Raw genomic sequence first — 22406 nt, forward strand, 5'->3', positions numbered from 1 at the left:
GAGAACGGAAAGTGAAGGGCTGTAGGCCGGATTACGGCGAGCTACGGCCTACTGAACGAGATAAATAACGATGAAGACGCCGATCCAGATGACGTCAACGAAGTGCCAGTAATACGAGACTGCCATCGCAGCAGTTGCCTGTGCGGGGGTGAATTTAGACTTCCAAATTCGCGCCAGCACGATAGCGAATGCGATAAGGCCCGCCGTCACGTGCAGCATATGGAAGCCGGTGATGATAAAGAACACCGAGCCAAACACACTGGCTTGAATGGTTACGCCGTGCGAGATCATCTCGTAGTACTCGAATGCGACCATGCCCAAGAAAACAACACCAAGGGCAATAGTGATTACGTACCACAAGCGGAGCTTGAAGACGTCACCTTTCTCGGCCGCGAAAACGCCGAACTGCGAGGTCACAGACGAAGTAATAAGGATAGCTGTAATGATGAGACCGTAGATCACGTTAAGGTGCTCGGTCTGTTCAGTCCAGTCCCCTGCCTGTCCGTTTGCGCGCGAGGTAAACCACATCGCGAACAGTCCGGCGAAGAACATTAATTCCTGCGACAGGAACACAATCGTGCCTACGCTGACCATGTTTGGTCGGTTCAGCGACACAACACGTTGTGGTGCTGTCATTCCTGGGTTAGTTACTGCGCTCGTCACGCTCATAAGTATGCACCGTCCTTTCTCGAATTTCATCTCAATTCTTAGCCATTTTCCCAGGTCACCATAAGGCCATATGCGACACCCACACCATACGGGGGTAGCTAAAGTATTTATACCCACCCTGGAACTTTTTCCCGCAAATTCCGACTAACTTAACTAGCAGGTCAACCGGCAATTACACCCCCGATAACCTCGATCATCAGCGAGAGCAGGTTACTGCTTTAACTCAAATCGGGGGTATTGGTTTTCGCACCTCAACCGTCAAAGTGCCCTAACTCACAAGCCAAAATTGCCATTTTCCAATGACTCCAACTTTTGGTTGCCCCTAAAATTGCGCCAACTAATTCATGATCCAAACAGCTTGGAACTCAATAGATTTTTTCGTCACTAGTCGATATTCGCTCGGGTCTTTACACTCTCATTTACCCTCCCCACCCTGGCCCCCGGCGCAACAAAACCCCCAATTGCTCGAGCGAAGAGCAATTAGGGGTTGAAGGTTGCGCCGAAACCAGATCGGGGATTTAAACTAGTGCTTTTCTTTAGGCAATCCGTATTGCAGGCTCAGCATCGTACATGCCCAAATGAGCATTACGCCACCAACCAGGATCAGCCAGTAGTACAAGAAGATAACACCAAGGCCGAATACGAAGATGGAGATCGACATCCAGAATGGCCACATGGATCCCGGGGAGAAAAATCCGAGGACTCCCGCGGAGTCAGAGATTTCCGCTTCCTCCCAGTCTTCCGGAAGGACGTCGGATCGGGATTCGGTTATATGCAGGTAGGCACCGAGCATAATCGCCATAAGAGACGACAAGAGCAACGGGATGCCACCAGCCCAGTCGTAGCGGTACTTCCAACCGTCATCTTCAATCCATACGGTACCGAAGACGTAGACAACACCGGAGATTCCGAGGAAGACGGCGATTGCGTAAAAGAGTTTCGCACTGGCGCGCATGTCTGTATTCTCCTTTGGCTTTACAGAGCGGTGTTCGGATCTGCCGCGTTATCGCCATCGGCGGTCTCGCGAGCGGAGTTGAATGGCTTGGTGGAGGTTGCATATGGGGCTTCACCGATGGATGCCAGCGCCTCTGAGTTAGGGGCATCCGGGTTAGCCATACGGAATTCCATATACTGAGCGAACTTCTCTGGGGAGACCGCGCGGATCTCGAAGTTCATCATCGCGTGGTAAGTACCGCACATCTCAGCACAGCGACCTACGAAGGCACCCTCTTCTTGGATTTCCTCAATCTGGAATGCGCGCTCCTGCTGGTTGTTTTCTGGGTGAGAATAAACGTCACGCTTGAACAAGAATTCAGGGACCCAGAAGGAGTGAGAAACGTCGCCGGAAGCTAGACGGAATTCGATTGCGGTGTTGGTAGGCAGAACCAAAACAGGAATCTCATCTGTGGTTCCCAGCGTCTCGATCTCGTTGTAATTCAAGTACGAGTTGTCACCGCTGGAACGTCCGTGAACAGGGTTGGCGTTCTTAACATCTTCAGGGTCATGCTTGGACTTCTCGGCGATAGCGGTACGCTCCTCGTCTTCGCCGAGATAATCCTGACCATTAGGAGTGAAGTTTCCGCCAACCTCTGCATAACCAAACTTCCAGTTCCACTGGAAAGCAGTGACGTCTACGGCAACCTCAGGCTCTTTGTCGTTCGCGACAACTTTCTGCTGGACTTGAACGGTAAAGAAGAATAGCGCCATAACGATGATGACGGGAATAATCGTCAAAACCAATTCAACAGGCACGTTGTACTGCAGTTGACGAGGGAATTCTCCTCGACCATTCTTTTTTGCACGCTTGGCACTCCAGCGGAAAATGGCCGTCAGGAACAGCGCCCACATGATAATGCCGATAAACCAGGCAAGGACCCAAATCCAGATCCAGAAATTAAACATTGAGTTCGCCTCGGGGGTAACTCCCTCAGGCCAACCCATGTGCAGGAATTTCGATGCCGCTGCCGGTGGCTCGACCTCACAAGCGGCCAGACCGACCGTTGCGAGGCCCAAGACGCCACCAAGGCCCAGCTTCCGGCTCAAGCTGCGTTCTTTACGCTGTCCCACGTGTGTTCTGCCTTTCTTTGCACACAATTGTCTGCCTACTTTTATAAGCATTCCTATTCAAGCAGCATAACTCAAATACGCCATCTTCTTATCAGGGTTGCATGAACCTATTTCCAGCTAAATAAAGGCTTGCACATCCAGAAGTACAGCAACGCTCCAGTCACCCCGATACGCGCTGGACAATGGGCAACCATTTAGCCCACCGACAAAAATTGACCACACACGGAATGCCAAAAGTATTAGCCATCTCACACTACATATCGCCGCTATCATCCCAAAGTTTCACTCACATTGAGGTAAACGGATAAGCCCATGGGATTCAGGTCCAATATGCGCGAAACTCTCCGTTAAATGATTAACCGCTGACGAATACTTGGCCGTAAAGTAGTCGTGGCAGATCACCACCCTGAGGAGAAATAAACAATGTGCGGACTTCTCGCTATGTTGAGCGCCCAAAGCGATGCCCCTTCTTACGTTACCGCTATGGAAGAAGCGCTCCCTTGCATGCGCCATCGTGGCCCTGACGCCGCTGGCACCTGGAACGATGAACACGCAGTTTTTGGCTTCAACCGGCTGTCAATCATCGACCTGGAGCATTCTCATCAGCCTTTACGCTGGGGTCCAGAGGACGACCCTGAGCGCTACGCGATGACGTTCAATGGGGAAATTTATAACTACGTTGAACTTCGTGCCGAGCTCAAAGAGGCGGGGTATCACTTTCAGACATCCGGCGATGGTGAACCAATTGTTGTCGGTTTCCACCATTGGGGACCTTCCGTCGTCGAGCATCTTCGTGGAATGTTCGCCATCGCCATCTGGGACACCCGCCGGAAACAGATGTTCGTCGCCCGCGATCAGTTTGGAATCAAGCCGCTGTTTTATGCCACAACGCCGGCAGGAACCGTTTTTGCGTCCGAGAAAAAATCCATTCTGGAGCTTGCCGACGCTATCGATCTAGGGCTAAGCCTTGACCGCAGGGCCATCGAACATTATGTGGACCTGCAATATGTCCCAGAACCAGAATCTTTGCACGCAGACATTCGTCGCCTGGAATCAGGTTGCACTGCAATTCTTTCGCCAGGCGGTCAGGTCAAAGCGGAACGTTATTTCCGGCCTCGGTTTCAGACTAAAGCCGTTCCGGCAGGCCAGGAGCAACAGCTTTTTGACCGAATCGCCCATGCCCTCGAGGATTCCGTCGAAAAGCACATGCGCGCAGACGTCACTGTTGGGTCATTCTTGTCGGGTGGTATTGATTCCACCGCGATCGCTGCATTGGCGAAACGACACAACCCAAATCTTTTAACATTTACCACCGGTTTCGAACGCGAAGGTTATTCTGAGGTCGACGTCGCGGCAGAGTCGGCAGAAGCGATTGGCGCTGAGCATATCGTTAAGATTGTCAGCCCAGAAGAATATGCCGACGCCATTCCGAAAATCATGTGGTATCTGGATGACCCTGTGGCAGACCCCTCCCTCGTTCCGCTGCATTTTGTCGCAGCAGAAGCTCGGAAACACGTCAAGGTCGTGCTCTCTGGCGAGGGTGCCGACGAGCTCTTTGGCGGTTACACTATTTACAAAGAGCCCCTCTCCCTCGCGCCATTCGAAAAAATTCCAAGCCCTTTGCGTCGGGGCCTAGGCGCACTTTCCCGTATCTTGCCTGATGGCATGAAGGGGAAATCCCTTCTCGAACGCGGATCGATGTCCATGGAAGAGCGCTACTACGGTAATGCTCGCTCTTTCAATTTCGAGCAAATGCAACGCGTGATCCCTTGGGCCCGTAAAGATTGGGATCACCGTGATGTCACCAAAGACATTTACGCGCGTTCTGAAGACATGGACCCCGTTGCGCGTATGCAGCATTTGGACTTGTTTACCTGGATGCGCGGCGACATCCTCGTGAAAGCGGACAAGATCAATATGGCGAACTCCTTAGAACTCCGCGTCCCATTCCTCGACAAGGAAGTTTTCCGGGTTGCCGAAACCATCCCGCACGAACTGAAGATCTCCCATGGAACCACGAAATATGCCTTACGTAAGGCTATGGAACAAATCGTTCCCCCACATGTTTTGCACCGAAAGAAATTAGGCTTCCCGGTACCGATGCGGCACTGGTTAGCAGGAGATGAACTACACGGATGGGCACAAGAGCAGATTAACGCCTCCCAAACAGAAGACATCTTCAACAAGAAAGCTGTCCTGGAGATGCTGCAAGAACACCGTGCAGGCCAATCAGATCACTCACGTCGTCTGTGGACAGTGCTGGCCTTCATGGTCTGGCACGGAATTTTCGTGGAGAAACGTATCGACCCAAATATCGAGCAACGGGACTACCCAGTCCGCCTATAAGTGCATACTGACGCGGCCCTGGGCAGCACTATTGATGCAGCCCGGCCGCGCACAACGCTAAAGCCCCTGGCTCTCTGTACTGATTAGTAACGAGAACCAGGGGCTTTTAATATCCGTCGAGTTGTTTGGAATCCTGACTATAATTTTAGTTGAAAGAATCGCCGCAAGCGCAGGATCCACCGGCATTCGGATTATCGATAGTAAATCCTTGCTGCTCAATGGTGTCAGCGAAGTCAATCTTCGCACCCATCAGGTACGGCACCGACATCTTGTCGACAACCAAGGTAACGCCGTCGATCTCATCGCTTTTATCACCATCGAGCTCGCGGTCGTCAAAGTACAGTTGATAGCGCAAACCTGCACAACCACCTGGCTGAACGGCAATACGCAGAGACAAATCTGTACGGCCTTCCTGCTCTAGCAAAGACTTAGCTTTCTCAGCTGCAGCGTCAGTCAAAATTACGCCGGTCGACGAAGTTGGGGCGGTCATAATAGTTCTCCTTCGTGGTGAACGCGTCGTTTGCGTCCAGAGTACTCGCCTTTCGTGCGAGACGAAACCCCTGGATCCGCAGTCCGTTCGACATTTAATTTAACTGCCCCAAGGCTGTTTGCGCCACCTACGCCGGACATACCCGACAAGTACTTATTCTTGTTACCAGCACACAAAGTTGTACCCTGTAGAACTGTGAAACTACCGTGGCAAAAACCTCAAAACATCAAAGCAGATAACTCCGACAACTCCACTACCAGTGCGGACAATAAGAGCTCATCTGCACCATCAAACTCTGCACAATCTAGCCCTGCACAGGCCAATTCTGCTTCCGCAGAGCAGACAGATTTACCGAAGGGCTACACCCCTAAGAAAAATAAACCTACTCCCTCGCGCAAAGAGCAAGAGATTCGTCGCGGCGTACGACGCGATCCTAACGGTGCATCCCCAGCCCAGGCTCGAGAACGTCGTAAAGAGCTCAAAAAATCCATGTCCAAGCAAGAATGGAAAGAATACAAACGCGAAGAACGCCAAGAAAACATGCGTCGTCGTAAGGAACAGCAAGAACGCATGGATGCTGGCGATGAGCGCTACCTCTTGGCTCGCGATATTGGACCAGAGCGACGCTACGCACGGGACTGGGTGGATTCCCGCGCTTTCTTGACCAACTGGGTGATGCTTATTGCCCTTATTATTCTTGGTGCTACCCTGCTCGGCGGAATTAACCCTCACGCAGCGAATATCATTTCACTCATCGGCATGGTGATTATTGTTATTCTCGCAATCGAGGGGGTTATCCTGGGCAAACGTTGCAATAACGCGGTGCGCAAGAAATTCCCAGACTCCACCGAAGCTGGATTGCGCTTGGGCTTTTACGCTTATTCTCGTGCCACTCAGCCACGCAAGTGGCGTTCACCAAAGCCCCAGGTCGAACGCGGTGCCAAGGTCTAACCGTCCCTATTCTTCATTCTTCTAGGCCCTAGATAGTTACAGTTTAGGTTTTCACAATGCCAATGCCGCACGAGCCCGCATCCATCCCCCAGCCCGAGCCTGATTCCACACCCAAGCAGAGTGCTGACGCTGCCGCTAACGCGGATTCCAACGCCCAAGCCGACAGTGCTGAGTTTGCTGATCTTGGGGCTCCCGCGAAGATTGATACTGAGGCTAGCGCCGCGGTGGTTGCAGCTATGTCGTCGACACAGCGGGGCCGGAGTTTTGGTCGGCTTACTGATGCAGCAGCTTTCATGGCCGCGTGCCAAGGGAAAGTTCCCGCGGAGCCGTTGCGGCAGCCCCGAGTCGTCATTTTCCATTCTGCTACCGCCAGCCCTGCCCCCGGCAGTTCTGCCCCCCGAAACTCTGCCCCCCGGAACTCTGCCACTGGTAGCAACGGTTCGTCATCTTTGCGCACGCCCGAGTCCCAGACTGCAGCCAACGATATTGCCGCTGGTTCTGCCCCCGTGGCGACACTGGCCCGTACTCATGGTGCTGGCGTTCGCCTAGAGGAGATCCCTACCGACGGAGCCGCGCTAGAATTTGGCCGCTCTATCGCTGATTCTGAAATCGATGCTGGCGCAGATCTACTGATCCCAGGCGAGCTCACTGAGGGATTCTCCGTCGAAGCTGCTGCCTTGTTTGGCGCAATAACGAAGACAGAACCGGTAGCACTAGCCAGCTTGGAAGCTTCGCTTACGACGAAACAATGGCAAGCCGACGTCACGGCTATCCGGGATCACATGTTCCGCTTCCGACGATATCCCGCTAGTTTGTTGGATCTTGTGCGCGAATGCCAAATGCCAACGGTGCAGTCATTAGTTGGTTTTATTCTGCAAGCAACTTCCCGACGCACTCCAGTGCTTGTCGACGGCTGCCTTGCCACTGTGTGTGGCCTGATAGCAGAAAAAATTGTTCCAGGAACCCAACCATGGCTGCGCTCGGCACAGCTGTCCCCGGAGCCTGCGCATATCCAAGCCGTTCAACAATTGGGATTAACGCCCCTACTTGCCTTCGATCTCACAACCGGGCAAGGAACCGGTGGCGTACTAGCATTATCTGCGCTCAACGCAGCGATTGAGCTAGTAGCTGATGAGGTTTATGCAATCACTGATGCGATCAACGCGCACAATCACGGCGCGTGATCATCAGGCGAGCTTTTGTAGCCAGCCGTGCGTGTCCTCAACTTCTCCCCGTTGGATTCCGGTTAGTTTCTCACGCAGTTGCATCGTGATTTCGCCGGGTTGACCGCCACCGATGCTAAACGTGCCACTGGTAGTTTTCACGGTGCCGATTGGCGTGATTACCGCTGCCGTCCCGCACGCAAAGGCCTCGCTCATGGCACCGGATTCGGCGGCTTCCCGCCATTGCTCCAGAGTGATGCTTTCTTCCACCACTTCAATGCCCATCTCACGCGCTAGTTGCAACAGCGAATTTCGCGTCACACCAGGCAAAATAGTGCCGGTCAGTTCGGGAGTGACCAGCTTGCCCTGGATGACAAACATGACGTTCATGCCGCCCATCTCTTCGACTTTTTGGCGTTTCGCAGCATCTAAAAAGACCACTTGGTCGCAGCCATGTGCGATGGATTCTTGCTGGGCAACTAGCGAAGCAGCGTAGTTACCGGCGAATTTGGCGGCCCCGGTTCCACCGGGAGCGGCACGCACATAATCTTCGGAAATCCACACAGATACCGGTTTCACGCCACCCTGAAAATACGCACCGACTGGCGAGGCAATAACCAAGAATCGATAAGACTGCGATGGCGCGACGCCGAGCCCTATTTCCGTTGCAATCAGGAATGGACGAAGGTACAAGGATCCCTCTCCCCCGGCTGCTGGGACCCAATCCTTGTCGACGGCAACTAATTCTTTCAATGCTTGGATAAATAATTGCTCTGGGATTTCCGGCATTGCCATGCGCTGCGCGGAGCTCGCTATACGTTGCGCATTCTTCTCAGGACGGAAAGTAACGATTGAATCATCACTCTGCCGATATGCCTTGATGCCTTCAAAAATTGCTTGCCCGTAATGAAAAACGGTCGTCGCAGGATCCAAGGTCAATGGCGCGTATGGCTGCACCGATAGGTTGTGCCAGCCTTGTTCTGCATTCCAGTCGGCAACCACCATGTGATCCGTGAATTTTTTACCGAAAGCTGGGTTCGCCAGGATTTCCTCGCGTTCAGCTGCGGGCGTCGGAGTGTCATTGCGGGTCACGGAAAATTTGAAGTCGCTCATGGTAGCTAATGTACCCTTTCCACCTTTTAATAGAGACTTAGGGCACACCCTTGCACGGCGTTCTGCGGTAAATCCCGCTAGGCTGGGAAGGCCTAGAACGAATTTCAACTAGATTGCGCGACCATTGTCATGTGACAAGAAAGGATATTATGGCTGCCCCAAAGTTCGAACTTCCAGCCCGCGGCAAGATTAGCCCAGTGGAGTTGCAGAAAAAGTTGCCTAAAAACGCCGATGCCCTCGTCATCGGCGTGTTCCGCACGCAGGACTCAGCCAACGAGAACAGCGTAGAAATCCTTGACACAGATTGGCTCTCTGGTGGCCAGCTACGCGAAGTGGTCGAGGGCTTGCAGACAGTCAAAGCCACGGGCAAAGCAAACGAAATCACCCGCTTGCCGGCCCCAAAAAAGCTGGGCGTCGACGTAGTCGTCGCGGTGGGTTTGGGTGTGCAGGACAAGCTTGACGACGAGGTTCTGCGTCGCGCGGCTGGTACTCTTTCCCGCGCGGTCAAGGATCTAAGTTCGGTCGCCGTTGCTCTTTCCGGTGACCGTGATCACCTCGCCGCCATCGTAGAAGGCTTGATCTTAGGCGGATATGCCTACCCAGGCATCCGTGGAAGCAAAGACGAGGGTGTCACCCAGCCGGACGAGAAAAAGAACCGCGCTGATAAAGATCCCGCCGAATTCACTGTGCTCGGCGATCCAAAGAAGGATTCTGATGTCTTCCGTCTCGCACAAGTTGGTGCAGAATCGGTGTGCCTAGCACGGGACTTTGTCAACGTTCCTTCCAGCCATAAATTCCCAGAATCCTATGCTGAGTTTATCCGTGGCTTTGCCGAAGATGCAGGCCTGAAGGTGGAGATTCTCGACGAAAAACAACTGGAAAAAGAGGGCTTTGGTGGTATTTTGGCGGTCGGCCAAGGTTCGGTCCGCCCACCGCGTCTGGTCCGCCTGCACCATAGTCCACGCAAGGCCAAGAAGAAGGTTGCTCTCGTAGGCAAGGGCATTACCTTTGACACCGGTGGTATCTCTTTGAAGCCGGGCGCAGGCATGGGCGAGATGATCATGGACATGGGTGGCTCAGCAGCCGTCGTAGCTGCCACTGTCGCTGCTGCAAAGCTCGACCTCAACGTGGAGTTAACCACCACTGTGCCGCTGGCAGAAAACATGCCTTCCGGTAACGCTATTCGCCCAGGAGACGTCATCACCCACTATGGTGGCATTACTTCAGAAATTCTGAATACCGATGCTGAAGGCCGTATCGTGCTTGCCGACGCCATCGCGCGCGCGAGCGAAGACAAGCCAGATTATCTGGTAGAGACGGCAACGTTGACCGGCCACCAGATGCTCGCGTTGGGCAAGAAAACCTACGGTGTTATGGGTAGCGATGAGCTACGTGATCGCATCGCTGAGCTGGGACGCCGTGTAGGCGAAAAAGCTTGGGCCATGGCCTTGCTGGAAGAGCACGAAGAAGCGATTAAAACCCCTGCGGCGGATATCCGCAATATCTCCGAGGACCGTTGGGGTGGCATGCAGTTTGCGGGTACCTACCTGTCGCAATTCGTCGGCGAGGGCATTGAGTGGGCACATCTCGATATCGCCGGCCCTGCCTGGGCAGCAAGCGCTTCCGGATACACTGCGCAGCGAGCAACCGGTGTTCCGGTACGCACACTAGTTGCTTGGTTGGACGAAATCGCCAGCTAAGCATCTCCGTGGCGCCGCTCCCACTGTTTGCGGCGCTCCACTTGTTCTTGGCGCTTGCGTAGGATCCGTTCGCGTTTCATGCGCTCGCGCATACGCTGTGGATACCCGGTTTCTTCAACGTCATAGATTGGCACATCTAGTACCCGGGCCACGGCGTCTATTCCTTTCGGCCCGCCAATACGCCGGCGGATATAGTCGCCGGAGTCGTCGACAAGCACAATCGACATTTCATTAACCACGGTTTCCGGCTCCACGAAGCCTTCTATGAAACCGCGGCCATCGATCCATGCAACCAGATCTGCCTGGTCGTGCTCGCGTATCGTATCGCCAGGCGCGCGGGGTGGCCTGAGCTGTGATTTCGTGGAGTTACGACGGAATAGGTTGAACACAGTTCACAATTCTAGGGGTAGTGCACAATATTGCGCATTGACTCATTACACGTAGCAGCGGCGATGGCGGTAGGCTGGAATGCCGTAGCTTCTATTTACTAACGACTTTAGAGGAGTCTCTCACACATGTCGCACTCCGTAGAGATGCCCGAGCTGGGCGAATCGGTTACCGAAGGCACCATCACCCAGTGGCTGAAGTCCGTCGGCGATACCGTCGAAGCCGACGAGCCTTTGCTCGAAGTTTCCACTGACAAAGTGGACACTGAAGTCCCTTCCCCGGTCTCGGGTACGCTTCTGGAGATCAAAGCCGAAGAAGACGACACCGTAGAAGTTGGCGACGTCATTGCCATCATCGGCGACGAGGGCGAGAACGCAGACTCGCAGGACTCTGCTGATGCTGCTAGCGCCGATGATTCTGACGACGCTGGCTCCGGGGATTCCGCTTCTGAGGAAAAGGAAGACAACAAAGAGTCCAAGAACGACAAGAAGTCTTCCGGTGGCTCATCCCAAGCTACCGACGTAGAAATGCCAGAACTCGGCGAATCAGTAACCGAAGGCACCATCACCCAGTGGCTGAAGTCCGTCGGCGATACCGTCGAAGTCGACGAACCACTGCTTGAGGTATCCACCGACAAGGTCGATACCGAAGTTCCTTCCCCAGTTGCCGGTACCATCATCGAAATCCTCGCCGAAGAAGACGACACCGTCGAGGTCGGAGAAGTCATCGTCCGCGTTGGCGACGAAAACGCCGCAGCAGACGACTCCAGCGAATCCGCCGATTCTGGCGACGCTGAGGACGATGCTGGCTCCGGGGATTCCGCTTCTGAGGAAAAGGAAGACAACAAAGAGTCCAAGAACGACAAGAAGTCTTCCGGTGGCTCATCCCAAGCTACCGACGTAGAAATGCCAGAACTCGGCGAATCAGTAACCGAAGGCACCATCACCCAGTGGCTGAAGTCCGTCGGCGATACCGTCGAAGTCGACGAACCACTGCTTGAGGTATCCACCGACAAGGTCGATACCGAAGTTCCTTCCCCAGTTGCCGGTACCATCATCGAAATCCTCGCCGAAGAAGACGACACCGTCGAGGTCGGAGAAGTCATCGTCCGCGTTGGCGACGAAAACGCCGCAGCAAACGACTCCAACGAATCCGACGATTCTAAGGATGCAGACAAGAAATCCGCAGACAAGAAGTCTGAGGATAAAGAAGCCGAGTCTGCGAAGAAAGAACCGTCGGCGAAGAAGGATTCTGCGGACAAGAAACAAGACTCCGACCAAGAAACCAAGAAGGCTAACGAGGGCGCCGCGAAGGATTCAGCGAAGAAGAATTCCGGAAAGGTTCCTTACGTCACCCCGCTGGTACGCAAACTGGCAGATAAGCACGGCGTTGACCTGAGCTCACTGGAAGGTACCGGCGTCGGTGGTCGCATCCGCAAGCAGGATGTCATGGCTGCTGTCGAAGGTAGCTCGGCTGATTCTTCTGCCCAGGGCTCTGCGCAGTCTTCCGAAAAGGATGCGAAGAAGGCCGGCTCCAACTGGTCCACCAAGTCGGTCGATCCAGAAAAGGCTGAGCTGCGCGGCACCACGCAAAAGGTCAACCGCATCCGCCAGATCACCGCAGAAAAGATGGTGGAAGCGCTGCAAATCTCTGCTCAGCTGACCCACGTGCAGGAAATCGACATGACTGCTGTGTCCAACCTGCGCAAGGCCAACAAGCAGGCTTTCGCAGACAAGCACGGTTCGAAGTTGACCTTCCTGCCATTCTTCGTCAAGGCCGCCGTCGAAGCCCTGGTATCTCATCCGAACGTCAACGCCTCCTACAACGCTGAAAAGAAGGAGATGACCTACCACGCTGACGTCAACGTCGCCATCGCGGTGGATACCCCTAAGGGCTTGTTGACTCCAGTGATCAAGAAGGCGCAGGACAAGTCCTTGCCTGAGATCGCCGCTGAGATCATCGACTTGGCTGACCGCGCACGCAACAACAAGTTGAAGCCGAATGACCTCACTGGCGCTACCTTCACGGTCACCAATATTGGTTCCGAAGGTGCGTTGCTGGATACTCCGATTCTGGTTCCACCACAGGCCGGCATTCTGGGAACGGCAGTCATCGAAAAGCGCCCAGTCGTCGTTACCGAGGACGGCCAGGACGCTATCGCGATCCGCCAGATGTGCTACTTGCCATTCACCTACGACCACCAGGTCGTCGACGGTGCCGACGCAGGTCGTTTCATCACTACCATCAAGGATCGTCTCGAAACTGCCGACTTCGAGGCTGATTTGGACCTATAAATCGGTCCCAATTCTCTGGATAAACTCCGGAGGACCAATCGCCTAGCCCTGCTAAGCAGCTAGCTGGCGCGCATACCGGGCCTTCCCTCTGTTAGCTCCTGTTCTCGTTACAGGACGCAGAGTAGGAAGGCCCGGTTTTCGTGTTATGAGCTGAATCACGTAACATAACGGTCATCATGTTAAGCACAGTCACATGACCACACAAGGTAATGAAAGATCACAAACACCGCCGGTCTTGTCGGCGGTCATCGACACACGATCTCCAGTAGCCAAAAGAGGAACACATGCGTATCAGCGATTGGTTAAGAGTTGGCTTAGGTATGTTCGTCGTCGCATTCGGCGCCAACGCCTTTGCTCCACTGATGGTTTCCTACCGCCTGGAAGCCGGGCTTAGCGACGGCCAGGTGACAGCTTTCCTCGCCATCTACATCGTGGGCCTCATCCCCGCTCTGATCATTGGTGGCCCGCTATCAGATATCTACGGCCGCCGTGCGCTGATTCGCCCCGCACTGGTGCTCTCCTTTTTCGGTTCCGCAGTTTTGGCGCTCGGTGCTTTCGGCCCGGCATTTTTTATCGGCACTGGCCGCTTCATCACCGGCCTGGCTACCGGCCTAGTTATGGCCTCCGGCGCAGCCTGGCTGAAGCAGCTATCAGCTGGGCCATCAATCCAGGGTGCGCGCCGCGCGACCATCGCTCTTACTTCCGGTTTTGCTGGCGGACCTCTGGTGGCGGGTCTAGTCGCTGAGTTCTTGCCAAAGCCGGATTTACTCCCCTACCTGCTGCACCTAGTACTAGTAACTCTCATTACACCGCTGGTATGGAACACCCCGACGGTTACTACTGGTAGTTCCGGCAAGGGCAAGCTGTTTGCCAGCCAGGTAGCCACCAAGCGTTTTTGGCTTACCCTAGGCTTGTCCGGTCCGTGGGTATTCGGTGCGGCTTCCACAGCCTTCGCAGTCAACACCCGTTTGCTGGAAGCACAGATGGACCACCCGGTCGTCTACACCGGCTCGATCGCTTGTTTGGCTATGGTCTTCGGCAATCTGATTCAGCGGTTCGTTGGCACCTCGCGGACCTACCCGCCAGCGGTCTATGGGCTGTCACTGATCATCGTTGGCATGCTGTGTTCAATCTGCGTTACCCTCTGGCAAGATTCCATCGTTGGTGTCATCTTCGGGTTGCTAGCCACTATCCCGCTGGGTTTCGCCTACGGCATCCTCATGTCGTCGGGACTACAGGAAGCACAGCGTCAAGCTCCAGACGAAGAACTGGGTGCCGCCAGCGCTTCGTTCTATTCGCTGACCTATATCGGCTTCGTCTTCCCGTTTGTCATCTCCATTCTGGGCCCGGCAATTGGTTACATCACGTGCTTCGCATTTGGTATCGCAATGGCATTGTTTACCATCTTCATGGTGTTACGCTTCGACGGTCGGTTTTTCAAGAAATCCCGGCGGCGGGCACAGAAAAACCCGGAAACCACGAATATAACCCGCAGCTAGGTGCACGCGCGGCTTGCTCTAACAGGGCGCGTTAAAATGAGCACTATGACTGCCCCGCGTGCCCCGTTTTTCCCTGCTGACCGTTCCATTCGTGCCGATCAAGCCCTAGAGATCCAAAAACTAGGAACAGTGGATTACCAAGAGGCTTGGGATCTGCAAGCGAAGTTAGCCAGGCAACGTGCCGACGGAGAGATTCCGGATCAGCTGCTATTTCTCGAGCACCCTGATGTCTACACCGCCGGCAAAAGAACCCAACCTTCCGATATGCCCACTAATGGCTTGCCAACGATCAAGGTCGACCGCGGTGGCCGCATAACGTGGCACGGTCGCGGGCAACTAGTCGTCTACCCCATCATCAAGCTCGCAGAACCGGTCGATGTAGTCGATTACGTGCGTCGCTTGGAAGAAGGCATCATCGACGCGCTGACGACGTTCGGTACCCAAAAGGTCGGCCGAATTGCAGGCCGTTCCGGTGTTTGGGTTCCGCACAGCGTGCCCGCCGTCGACAAGAATGCTTCCAGCAGGGACCGCAAGATCGCAGCACTAGGCATCCGCGTCACCCGTGGCGTCACCATGCATGGACTGTCGCTGAACTGCAATAACTCACTGGAATTTTATGAGCACATCGTCGCTTGTGGCATTGACGACGCAGATGTCACCACCTTGTCCTTGGAACATGGACGGGAGGTTACTACTGAAGAAATGATCCCATTACTACACAAGTCATTGATGCGTGCACTGGCCGGTGACTTAGCCGTTAGTGATCACAGTTTGGATAGTTCGCGAGTCGGCCCGTCCCCGCAATAAGGCACAGCGAACCCTGTTCGTCAGAAGCTACAACAAGGCGTAGGCTGGGGCATTATGAGTGTCACCCCCGAAGGGCGCAAACTGCTGCGCATTGAGAAGCGGAACGCAGAAAATCCTATCGAGAAGAAGCCACGCTGGATCCGCAACCAGGTCCGCAACGGCCCGGAATATAAAGACATGAAGGCCAAGGTTGCTGGCGCAGGCTTGCATACCGTGTGCCAGGAGGCTGGCTGCCCGAATATTCACGAGTGCTGGGAGTCGCGTGAGGCCACCTTCTTGATCGGCGGCGATTTGTGTACTCGCAGGTGCGACTTCTGCGATATTAAAACCGGCAAGCCTGGTTTGTTAGATACCGACGAACCACGCCGCGTAGCGGAAAATATCCGCGAAATGGATCTGAACTACACCACTGTCACTGGTGTTACTCGTGATGATCTGAAGGATGAAGGCGCCTGGTTGTACGCAGAGATTGTGCGGAAGATCCGGGAATTAAACCCGAATACCGGTATTGAAAACCTAACTCCTGATTTTTCTGGCAAACCGGATCTGTTGCAAGAGGTTTTCGAAGCCGAGCCAGAAGTTTTCGCGCATAACCTGGAAACAGTACCGCGCATCTTCAAGCGCATTCGTCCTGCGTTTCGTTATGATCGCTCGCTCGATGTTATTCGTCAGGCACACGATTATGGCTTAATTACCAAGTCCAACCTGATCTTGGGCATGGGCGAGACCGAGCAGGAAGTTCTCGATACCTTGCAAGATCTGCGTGATGCGGGAACCGACATCATCACCATCACGCAGTACCTACGCCCAGGGCCTCTGTTCCACCCAATTGACCGCTGGGTTCGACCAGAAGAATTTGTGGAACATTCCAAGGCCGCCCGCGAAATGGGCTACGGCGCTGTCATGGCTGGTCCGCTGGTGCGTTCCTCCTACCGCGCTGGCAAATTGTATGTGCAGGCGATGCAGGCTCGCGGCCGTGAACTGCCAGAGCGATTGTCTCACTTGCAGGAGACTTCGCAAGGCCCAACCGCGCAGGAAGCTTCTTCCCTGTTAAGCAAATATGGCGCTTCCCAGGAAACCCCGGTAACCACCCGCTAAGGGGCCGTGGATACTAGCTCTTCTACGGAGGAGCGCACCCCCGGATAGCAGCGCAGGGGTGTGCTGCTATTCTGCAACGCGCTTCGGGTCCTGCCCGGGGCGCGTTTTCTCGTGGACACTTACTAGTGCGAGTACTGATTAGTATGAGTGCTGACAGCGTTTTCTAAATTGGTTGACTACCCCCTAAAGTGAGAGACATGGCAAAAGACGACAAGGCGAAGCTGAAAGCCCAAAAACGCGAGGCAAAACAGGCTAAAAAGGCGCAACGCAAACAAACGCGTTCGCAAATGTGGCAAGCGTTTAACATGCAGCGTAAGGAAGATAAAGCGCTGATCCCGCTGATGCTGCTGGCGGTAGTTGGCATCGCCGTGGCGTTTTTCTTCATCGGCATGTTGTGGGGCGGCCAGTGGTTTACCTTGCCTTTCGGCATCGTATTGGGTGCTGTCGTGGCCATGTGGATCTTCACCCGTCGTCTGCAGTCCTCGATGTACAAGCGCGTAGAGGATCAACCGGGTGCTGCTGGCTGGACCTTGGATAACCTTCGGAACACCTTTGGCATCGTCTGGTTTAGCAAGCAAGGTGTAGGCATGACGCGTCAGCAGGATTTGCTGCACCGCGTTGTCGGCAACCCGGGCGTGGTTTTTGTCGGTGAGGGCAACCCGAAGCGCTTGGAGAAGATCGTCGACAAGGAACGTCGCCGTATTGATCGCATCGCTGGTGGAGTTCCGGTACATGTGATTTACACCGGCACCGGTGAAGATCAGGTTCCACTCAGCAAACTGCAGCGTAAGTTGCTGAAGCTGCCACGGAACTACAGCAAAACTGAGGTCTACGACATCAACGCCCGCATCGAAGCCATGGATGCTGCAGCTGGCCCCGGCGCCGGTATGCCCAAAGGTCCGCTGCCTAGCCAGGCACAGAACCCTTCTGGCATGAACCGCCGCATGCGTCGTATGAACGCGAAAAAGGGAAAATAATCCCAGCTAGTTCGTGCGAATAACGGTGGTTCCTGTGGCACGGTCGTGCATGCCACGGCCGTCGGAATCCACCATCACAGCCGGGAAAAAACATGCGGTAAGCAAGGTGCGCACCACTGCCCGCCATAGGCCGACACGTTCTTCTGCATCAACCCGCGCAACCCCCATGCCGAGCAACATCATGCCCGGGGTGCGGGCAAACAACCAGCCGCACACAATTCCCATAACAATCCAGAGCACATAATTCCACGTGGTGGTTGCTCCTTGGCTCACGTCGCCAAGTCCCAGGCCATAGCGCAAACCAAAAGCCAGCGCCAAGGCAACAAACCAATCAATAAGCACCGCTAGCGCGCGTTTACCCACCGGTGCCATGGATCCGCGACCATGTTGCGGCATGCCAAGTTTTTCGCCTGGCCACCGACTTGGCGCATTGGGATCTTCATTTTCACCGGGAATGGCTGGCCCATCGAGCCAGCTTCGCTTTCTTTCCGCCATGGTCTCTAATCTACAAGCCAGGTTTAGGGCAGCGAAACCAGACAGAACATCCTCGACTGTCGCTGTCGCTTTCCTCGCCTGTCGCTGCCGCTAACGAGGCTTGCACCCGCTGCAGTGCTATCAGGCAGTCCCGCTACCGTAGCGTTGCAACCCGCTGGTGAATTTCCCGGCCCATGGCCGCTTGGCCCGCCGCAGTGGGGTGAAATGGGAACGACCCGGTTTCAATTCCAGTCAGATCCACCCAGCGTTGTTGTGGTTGTGCACAGACGGTGTGCTTGTCGACGTCGTCAGGCAACACAAATTCCGCACCATTGCGGTGGGCTGCTTCTGCAAGTGCGTGGTTGAGCTGGTGAGTCACGCTTTGCAACCATGTACGGTCGGTTCCCGAAATCGCGGCAATTTCTGCACAGTCATCCCAAGCTGCGAGCAAAGGCAAATAGCCTGTCATGATCACCCGCGCCTGTGGGGCCTCGTTTTCGATGGCCTGAAAAACCTGGTCCAAGCGATCAGAAACTACGCCAATTTCGTGCGCTACCTTGCGGTCTAAGAAAGTGCTGCAATTGGATGGCTCACCCGTGTGCATCGCTGTCTGGGCACACCACACGAGTTCCCCGAAGCCAATATCATTGCCCCCGATCGTCAGGGTAACGAGCTCTACCGGCTGTTCGGTTTCGCGCAAAATATTTAATTGTGCGGGTACTTCTACCCCGCCGGCTTCGCGGGTTTCTGAAAGATTATCAATAATCGCGCCCTGGCAGCTGCGGTCAATAGCCGTATCCGTTCCCAGCAACTCCGCGACTATTGCTGGGTAATTATCCGGCGAGCGCCGACAAAAATCAGCAACCGGATCATCTGGGCGTTGCGCACCAGCACGCGAGGCCATGGAAGCAAAAGAATCGCCGAGGGCCACGTACGTTCCAATCCCATTGGCACCTAAGTCTTCCACTGGATTTGTCTGCTCGTTAGCAGGCGGTTGGCTTTCGGAAGAGGTGCTGCTGCATGCAGTCAGCGCTAATGCACTAACCATAAGCCCAACCCAGGTGCCACCAAGCCGGTTATTAGCCATTCCGCTTTGTAAATCCTAAGCGTGGGCGAAAACGAGTCGGGTTTTTCATATGCGCTACTGCATCAGCAATAACCAGCCTGTGGCGGGCCGATACAGACTGTGGCAACTGGGCTACGGAACACCATTGCACAGCAACGGATTCATCGTCAGCAACCACCGGCTGCTGATCGTAGTCGCCGAGCAACCTAGCAGATATCGCGGTGTCCATGAACTGGCACACGTCGCCATTGGGGTAGGTTACTGGCCCCACCGCGCCGGTGCCGAGCAAGGCAACTGGTTCGATGTCCAACCCAGTTTCTTCTTTTACCTCCCGCACAGCAGTAGCGTGCGGTTGTTCACCGGGTTCGCATATGCCACCAATCGGCGTCCAATTGCCAGTATCGGCACGCTTGACCAACAGCACCGTCGGAACCTCCCAAATGGGAGCATCGGCAGGCACTTCGCGTATCACCACCGTGGTAGTGGCTGGAACCCACAAGGGTGCATTGCCGATATGTTCACGCAGTTGGGTAATAAATTCCGGGGTTGCCATATCCGTATTCTAGCTGGCTTACCAGGTTTCTGTATTCGCCACAGCCTCGGGCACCACAGCGTTAATGATGCGCTGAAATTCCGTGGCCGGTGTATACGAGACGCTAATGTCTTCCCCGGCACTATTCCCGGCATTGTGCCCAGATTCTTCCAGGTGGCACTGGTGTGTGGCCTGCTGCGTAGTGGTGCCGGAAACCAACCCGACGATGACTTTTTCGCCATTTATTTCGGCATATACCGGTCCACCAGAGTCACCAGTGGTCGCACACAAAGCCGCCCGCGCCGAACGCGCATTCAACACCGTGCCATCATGCGTGTTCAGCTTGCCTAGTGCCTGCGACGCCGTGGTATGCCCGCACGTGGTGCCCGTGATCCTGCCATTCTTGCACACCTGTTCTGGCAGAAAATCAAGCCGTTCCGCGATTGCAGTCGGCATTGGGTGCACCGCAGCATCGGCCCCGCCGGCCAGACTGGCATCGTATGCATTAGCGTTGAGTTCGATAATCGCAACGTCTAAATCTGAAGAATTCAGGGTATACAAATCGGAATAGACAAAAGTACCGATCGGTTCTGCAGGCCAGCGGAATTTATTGTTGCCTTGGCCTGCCCACACCAGGTCGCCTTCGCGCCCACAGTGTGAGGCAGTAACGGCATAACCGGTGCCATCAGCATCAGTAAACGAATACGCAACGGTGCAAATGTTGTAATTAAATTGCTCACCCGGTGCGGGCACATGGGTAGAAATATCAATGGGCGCTCCCGGCGCCAGCGGCGCATTCACTGGATGAATAATCCGAGTTTGCGATTCTGGTTCTCGGGGTAGGCGTTGGTTGTCCGCGCCATTGAGTGCGTCGACTCGCGGCGGAGGCGCCAGCCGGGGCTGTGCCGCCGCTTGGTCATAATTATCTGGGTCTTCCTGGACTCCAGATCCCCCCGTAGCACCGCCGTTGCTGCCTGCTTGGTTTAGTTCGCCCGCACCAAAATAGGCAGTGCTGCAAGCCGTGGCGAACAGCGCTGGAATGGCTAAAGCTGCCACAACACTGCCCCGCCGTGCGGCAGGGCGTGCTGCGTAACTGTGCTGTTCATGCCCGGTCATAGCTACAGAGTATAACCCGGCGAATACTAATTAACGGACTTCTGTTTGCTCAATCGAAGTGCGGATGTAGTCCTTAGCCTTCTCGGCATCGTTCGCTAAATCAACAACCTTCCGGCCACCATCCATAATGCCAGCGAAACGCTGCGGCATCGGCGGCGTGGTACCGAGAGCTTCTTCAATAGTTTCGGCGAATTTCACCGGAAGCGCAGTTTCTAAACACACCACGGGGCTGGTGATGTCGTGTTCAGCCACGGCGTCCCAGGCGACCTTGATGCCGTCGGCAGTGTGCGGATCGACGACCATGTTGTGGTTCTGCTGTACCTGTGCAATCGTCGCCAAGCGATCCGAGTGCAGCGACCGTCCGGACACAAAACCGAATTCTTCACGCGCGCGAGCGAGCAGATCGTCGGAAAGTGCGAATCCTCCGTCCTTAATGCGCTGGCCAAACAACTCTGCCACCTGGGCCGCATCACGGTCCAACAGGTCCGCGATGAAGCGCTCGAAGTTTGAGGCCCGGGAAATATCCATCGACGGCGAGGAAGTCTCGTGCGTATCCGCGGCAGAGCGAGGCCGATACTGACCTGTACGGAAGAACTCATCAAGCACGTCGTTTTCATTCGTGGCGACGATCAGCCGGTCGATCGGCAGCCCCATCTGACGGGCGATGTGGCCTGCGCAAATATCACCAAAATTGCCCGTCGGCACGCTAAACGACACTTTCTGTGCGTAATCGCCGGTTGCTTCAGTGACTTTAATCCAGCAAGAGACGTAATAAACGATCTGCGCTAACAACCGCGCCCAGTTGATGGAATTAACCGCGCCAATGCGGTATTCGCGTTTGAAAGCCTCATCCGCACTAACGGCCTTGACCACGTCCTGGCAATCGTCAAAAACTCCGTCCAGCGCGATATTGAAAATATTCTCATCATCCAGCCCGAACATCTGGGCCTGCTGGAACGGACTCATCCGGCCTTTCGGAGTCAACATGAATACGCGGATTCCTTGGCGTCCACGCATAGCGTATTCCGCCGAGGATCCGGTATCGCCCGAGGTCGCCCCCAGAATATTCAGCGTGGTTTCCCGCCGCGCTAGCTCATACTCAAATAACTCTCCAAGCAGCTGCATAGCCATGTCTTTAAACGCCGCGGTTGGGCCTTCAGACAAATGGCCGATATAAAACTGCTCATCTAGTTTGGTCACCGGCACGATTTCTTCGTGCGCAAACTTTTCTGTGTTGTAGGCCCGGCGCGCCATGGCTTCGAGTTCGGCGGCAGGAATGTCGTCGACGAATAACTGCAAAATTTTTGCTGCGAGCCCTGCATATCCACTACTGCGGGAAACTTCCCGCAGATTCGCTAAGGTTTCTGCATCCAGCTGGGGGTACTGCGTAGGTAAGTAAAGCCCGCCGTCGGCTGCGAGGCCTCCGAGCAAAATATCGGTAAATTGAGCGGGTTGTGCCTGGGTATCACGAGTCGAAATATAATCCACGAGTTTCATCTTAGCGTCTACCTACAATGACATATATGGAAAATCACGCTTCACCGGCTTCTCATTCAGGAGCTTCGCGCTCTGGGTCTTCTCGCTCAGGGTCTTCTCGCCCGGAAGCTAGCCGCCCGCAAGTCGCCGCTACAGAGGCTGTTCCACCTGGTTCTGCTAT

Annotated in this window: 20 protein-coding genes; 9 read left to right on the forward strand and 11 right to left on the reverse strand. The window is 54.8% G+C overall.

The features are described from left to right. Positions 1 to 48 precede the first annotated feature (48 nt). From ctaE to ctaC, 3 genes are all read right to left on the reverse strand, one after another. Complete coding sequence (ctaE, locus tag L9H78_RS07145; protein ID WP_430622718.1) at positions 49 to 663, reverse strand: aa3-type cytochrome oxidase subunit III; 615 nt, start codon at positions 661 to 663, stop codon at positions 49 to 51. Between the two features lie 529 nt (positions 664 to 1192). After that, positions 1193 to 1624, reverse strand: a complete 432-nt coding sequence (ctaF, locus tag L9H78_RS07150) for an aa3-type cytochrome oxidase subunit IV (RefSeq protein WP_021353811.1) — start codon at positions 1622 to 1624, stop codon at positions 1193 to 1195. Between the two features lie 20 nt (positions 1625 to 1644). Continuing rightward, the gene (ctaC, locus tag L9H78_RS07155; RefSeq protein ID WP_021353810.1) at positions 1645 to 2736 is read right to left on the reverse strand and encodes an aa3-type cytochrome oxidase subunit II; all 1092 of its coding nucleotides are present in this window, start codon (positions 2734 to 2736) and stop codon (positions 1645 to 1647) included. Between the two features lie 423 nt (positions 2737 to 3159). On the opposite strand from ctaC, the gene asnB reads away from it, so the two are divergent. Further along, positions 3160 to 5082 (forward strand): asparagine synthase (glutamine-hydrolyzing), encoded by a 1923-nt coding sequence (asnB, locus tag L9H78_RS07160; protein ID WP_249619668.1) that lies wholly within the window; start codon positions 3160 to 3162, stop codon positions 5080 to 5082. A gap of 145 nt (positions 5083 to 5227) precedes the next feature. Here asnB and L9H78_RS07165 read toward each other — a convergent pair whose 3' ends face one another. Continuing rightward, a complete protein-coding gene (locus L9H78_RS07165) occupies positions 5228 to 5572 on the reverse strand; it encodes a HesB/IscA family protein (RefSeq protein ID WP_249617452.1) in 345 nt (114 codons plus the stop codon). A 195-nt stretch (positions 5573 to 5767) separates the two neighbouring features. On the opposite strand from L9H78_RS07165, the gene L9H78_RS07170 reads away from it, so the two are divergent. Next, positions 5768 to 6523 carry a DUF3043 domain-containing protein gene (locus L9H78_RS07170; protein WP_249619669.1) on the forward strand — a complete coding sequence of 252 codons (756 nt, stop codon included), beginning with the start codon at positions 5768 to 5770 and terminating at the stop codon, positions 6521 to 6523. 56 nt (positions 6524 to 6579) lie between these two features. Then, positions 6580 to 7707: a nicotinate-nucleotide--dimethylbenzimidazole phosphoribosyltransferase gene (locus tag L9H78_RS07175; protein ID WP_249619670.1), complete on the forward strand. Its 1128-nt coding sequence runs from the start codon at positions 6580 to 6582 to the stop codon at positions 7705 to 7707. 3 nt (positions 7708 to 7710) lie between these two features. On the opposite strand, the gene L9H78_RS07180 is transcribed toward L9H78_RS07175, so the two are convergent. Then, positions 7711 to 8799, reverse strand: a complete 1089-nt coding sequence (locus tag L9H78_RS07180) for a branched-chain amino acid aminotransferase (RefSeq protein WP_249617455.1) — start codon at positions 8797 to 8799, stop codon at positions 7711 to 7713. 149 nt (positions 8800 to 8948) lie between these two features. Between L9H78_RS07180 and L9H78_RS07185 the strand changes: the two genes are divergently transcribed. Beyond that, entirely contained in the window at positions 8949 to 10499 is a 1551-nt protein-coding gene (locus L9H78_RS07185) for a leucyl aminopeptidase (protein ID WP_249619671.1), read from the forward strand. Here the strand turns inward: L9H78_RS07185 and L9H78_RS07190 are convergent. Further along, positions 10496 to 10888, reverse strand: coding sequence for an oxidoreductase (locus tag L9H78_RS07190; protein ID WP_249619672.1), 393 nt, complete (start codon positions 10886 to 10888; stop codon positions 10496 to 10498). The two genes, L9H78_RS07185 and L9H78_RS07190, sit on opposite strands and share 4 nt — an antisense overlap. Before the next feature lie 126 nt (positions 10889 to 11014). Here L9H78_RS07190 and sucB point away from each other — a divergent pair, with 126 nt between their 5' ends. The 5 genes from sucB (at position 11015) to L9H78_RS07215 (ending at position 17561) form a co-directional block, all read left to right on the forward strand. Further along, positions 11015 to 13180 (forward strand): 2-oxoglutarate dehydrogenase, E2 component, dihydrolipoamide succinyltransferase, encoded by a 2166-nt coding sequence (gene sucB / locus L9H78_RS07195; RefSeq protein WP_249619673.1) that lies wholly within the window; start codon positions 11015 to 11017, stop codon positions 13178 to 13180. A gap of 284 nt (positions 13181 to 13464) precedes the next feature. Continuing rightward, positions 13465 to 14679, forward strand: a complete 1215-nt coding sequence (locus tag L9H78_RS07200; RefSeq protein ID WP_249619674.1) for an MFS transporter — start codon at positions 13465 to 13467, stop codon at positions 14677 to 14679. A gap of 45 nt (positions 14680 to 14724) precedes the next feature. Then, positions 14725 to 15486: a lipoyl(octanoyl) transferase LipB gene (gene lipB, locus L9H78_RS07205; RefSeq protein WP_249619675.1), complete on the forward strand. Its 762-nt coding sequence runs from the start codon at positions 14725 to 14727 to the stop codon at positions 15484 to 15486. Between the two features lie 54 nt (positions 15487 to 15540). After that, positions 15541 to 16584: a lipoyl synthase gene (gene lipA, locus L9H78_RS07210; protein WP_021353799.1), complete on the forward strand. Its 1044-nt coding sequence runs from the start codon at positions 15541 to 15543 to the stop codon at positions 16582 to 16584. Between the two features lie 197 nt (positions 16585 to 16781). Continuing rightward, positions 16782 to 17561, forward strand: a complete 780-nt coding sequence (locus tag L9H78_RS07215) for a DUF4191 domain-containing protein (protein WP_023019198.1) — start codon at positions 16782 to 16784, stop codon at positions 17559 to 17561. Positions 17562 to 17567: 6 nt separating this feature from the next. On the opposite strand, the gene L9H78_RS07220 is transcribed toward L9H78_RS07215, so the two are convergent. From L9H78_RS07220 to thrC, 5 genes are all read right to left on the reverse strand, one after another. Beyond that, positions 17568 to 18056 (reverse strand): RDD family protein, encoded by a 489-nt coding sequence (locus tag L9H78_RS07220; RefSeq protein ID WP_021353797.1) that lies wholly within the window; start codon positions 18054 to 18056, stop codon positions 17568 to 17570. Positions 18057 to 18189: 133 nt separating this feature from the next. Further along, on the reverse strand, positions 18190 to 19122 hold the full coding sequence (locus tag L9H78_RS07225; RefSeq protein ID WP_249619676.1) for an SGNH/GDSL hydrolase family protein: 933 nt from the start codon (positions 19120 to 19122) through the stop codon (positions 18190 to 18192). Next, positions 19115 to 19654 carry an NUDIX hydrolase gene (locus L9H78_RS07230; RefSeq protein ID WP_249617462.1) on the reverse strand — a complete coding sequence of 180 codons (540 nt, stop codon included), beginning with the start codon at positions 19652 to 19654 and terminating at the stop codon, positions 19115 to 19117. Before L9H78_RS07230 ends, L9H78_RS07225 begins: the two co-directional genes overlap by 8 nt. A gap of 18 nt (positions 19655 to 19672) precedes the next feature. Next, a complete protein-coding gene (locus L9H78_RS07235) occupies positions 19673 to 20749 on the reverse strand; it encodes a chymotrypsin family serine protease (RefSeq protein ID WP_249619677.1) in 1077 nt (358 codons plus the stop codon). 30 nt (positions 20750 to 20779) lie between these two features. Beyond that, positions 20780 to 22237 (reverse strand): threonine synthase, encoded by a 1458-nt coding sequence (gene thrC, locus L9H78_RS07240; RefSeq protein ID WP_249618853.1) that lies wholly within the window; start codon positions 22235 to 22237, stop codon positions 20780 to 20782. Positions 22238 to 22406 lie beyond the last annotated feature (169 nt).

The organism is Corynebacterium pseudodiphtheriticum (assembly GCF_023509295.1).
Classification (GTDB): Bacteria; Actinomycetota; Actinomycetes; order Mycobacteriales; family Mycobacteriaceae; genus Corynebacterium; species Corynebacterium pseudodiphtheriticum.

Excerpts from the sequence above, each read along its gene's own strand:
- ctaF (WP_021353811.1), bottom strand. The coding sequence starts at position 1,624 with ATGCGCGCCAGTGCGAAACTCTTTTACGCAATCGCCGTCTTCCTCGGA.
- asnB (WP_249619668.1), top strand. The coding sequence starts at position 3,160 with ATGTGCGGACTTCTCGCTATGTTGAGCGCCCAAAGCGATGCCCCTTCT.
- L9H78_RS07165 (WP_249617452.1), bottom strand. The coding sequence starts at position 5,572 with ATGACCGCCCCAACTTCGTCGACCGGCGTAATTTTGACTGACGCTGCA.
- L9H78_RS07175 (WP_249619670.1), top strand. The coding sequence starts at position 6,580 with ATGCCAATGCCGCACGAGCCCGCATCCATCCCCCAGCCCGAGCCTGAT.
- L9H78_RS07180 (WP_249617455.1), bottom strand. The coding sequence starts at position 8,799 with ATGAGCGACTTCAAATTTTCCGTGACCCGCAATGACACTCCGACGCCC.
- L9H78_RS07185 (WP_249619671.1), top strand. The coding sequence starts at position 8,949 with ATGGCTGCCCCAAAGTTCGAACTTCCAGCCCGCGGCAAGATTAGCCCA.
- sucB (WP_249619673.1), top strand. The coding sequence starts at position 11,015 with ATGTCGCACTCCGTAGAGATGCCCGAGCTGGGCGAATCGGTTACCGAA.
- L9H78_RS07200 (WP_249619674.1), top strand. The coding sequence starts at position 13,465 with ATGCGTATCAGCGATTGGTTAAGAGTTGGCTTAGGTATGTTCGTCGTC.
- lipB (WP_249619675.1), top strand. The coding sequence starts at position 14,725 with ATGACTGCCCCGCGTGCCCCGTTTTTCCCTGCTGACCGTTCCATTCGT.
- lipA (WP_021353799.1), top strand. The coding sequence starts at position 15,541 with ATGAGTGTCACCCCCGAAGGGCGCAAACTGCTGCGCATTGAGAAGCGG.
- L9H78_RS07215 (WP_023019198.1), top strand. The coding sequence starts at position 16,782 with ATGGCAAAAGACGACAAGGCGAAGCTGAAAGCCCAAAAACGCGAGGCA.
- L9H78_RS07220 (WP_021353797.1), bottom strand. The coding sequence starts at position 18,056 with ATGGCGGAAAGAAAGCGAAGCTGGCTCGATGGGCCAGCCATTCCCGGT.
- L9H78_RS07225 (WP_249619676.1), bottom strand. The coding sequence starts at position 19,122 with ATGGCTAATAACCGGCTTGGTGGCACCTGGGTTGGGCTTATGGTTAGT.
- L9H78_RS07230 (WP_249617462.1), bottom strand. The coding sequence starts at position 19,654 with ATGGCAACCCCGGAATTTATTACCCAACTGCGTGAACATATCGGCAAT.
- L9H78_RS07235 (WP_249619677.1), bottom strand. The coding sequence starts at position 20,749 with ATGACCGGGCATGAACAGCACAGTTACGCAGCACGCCCTGCCGCACGG.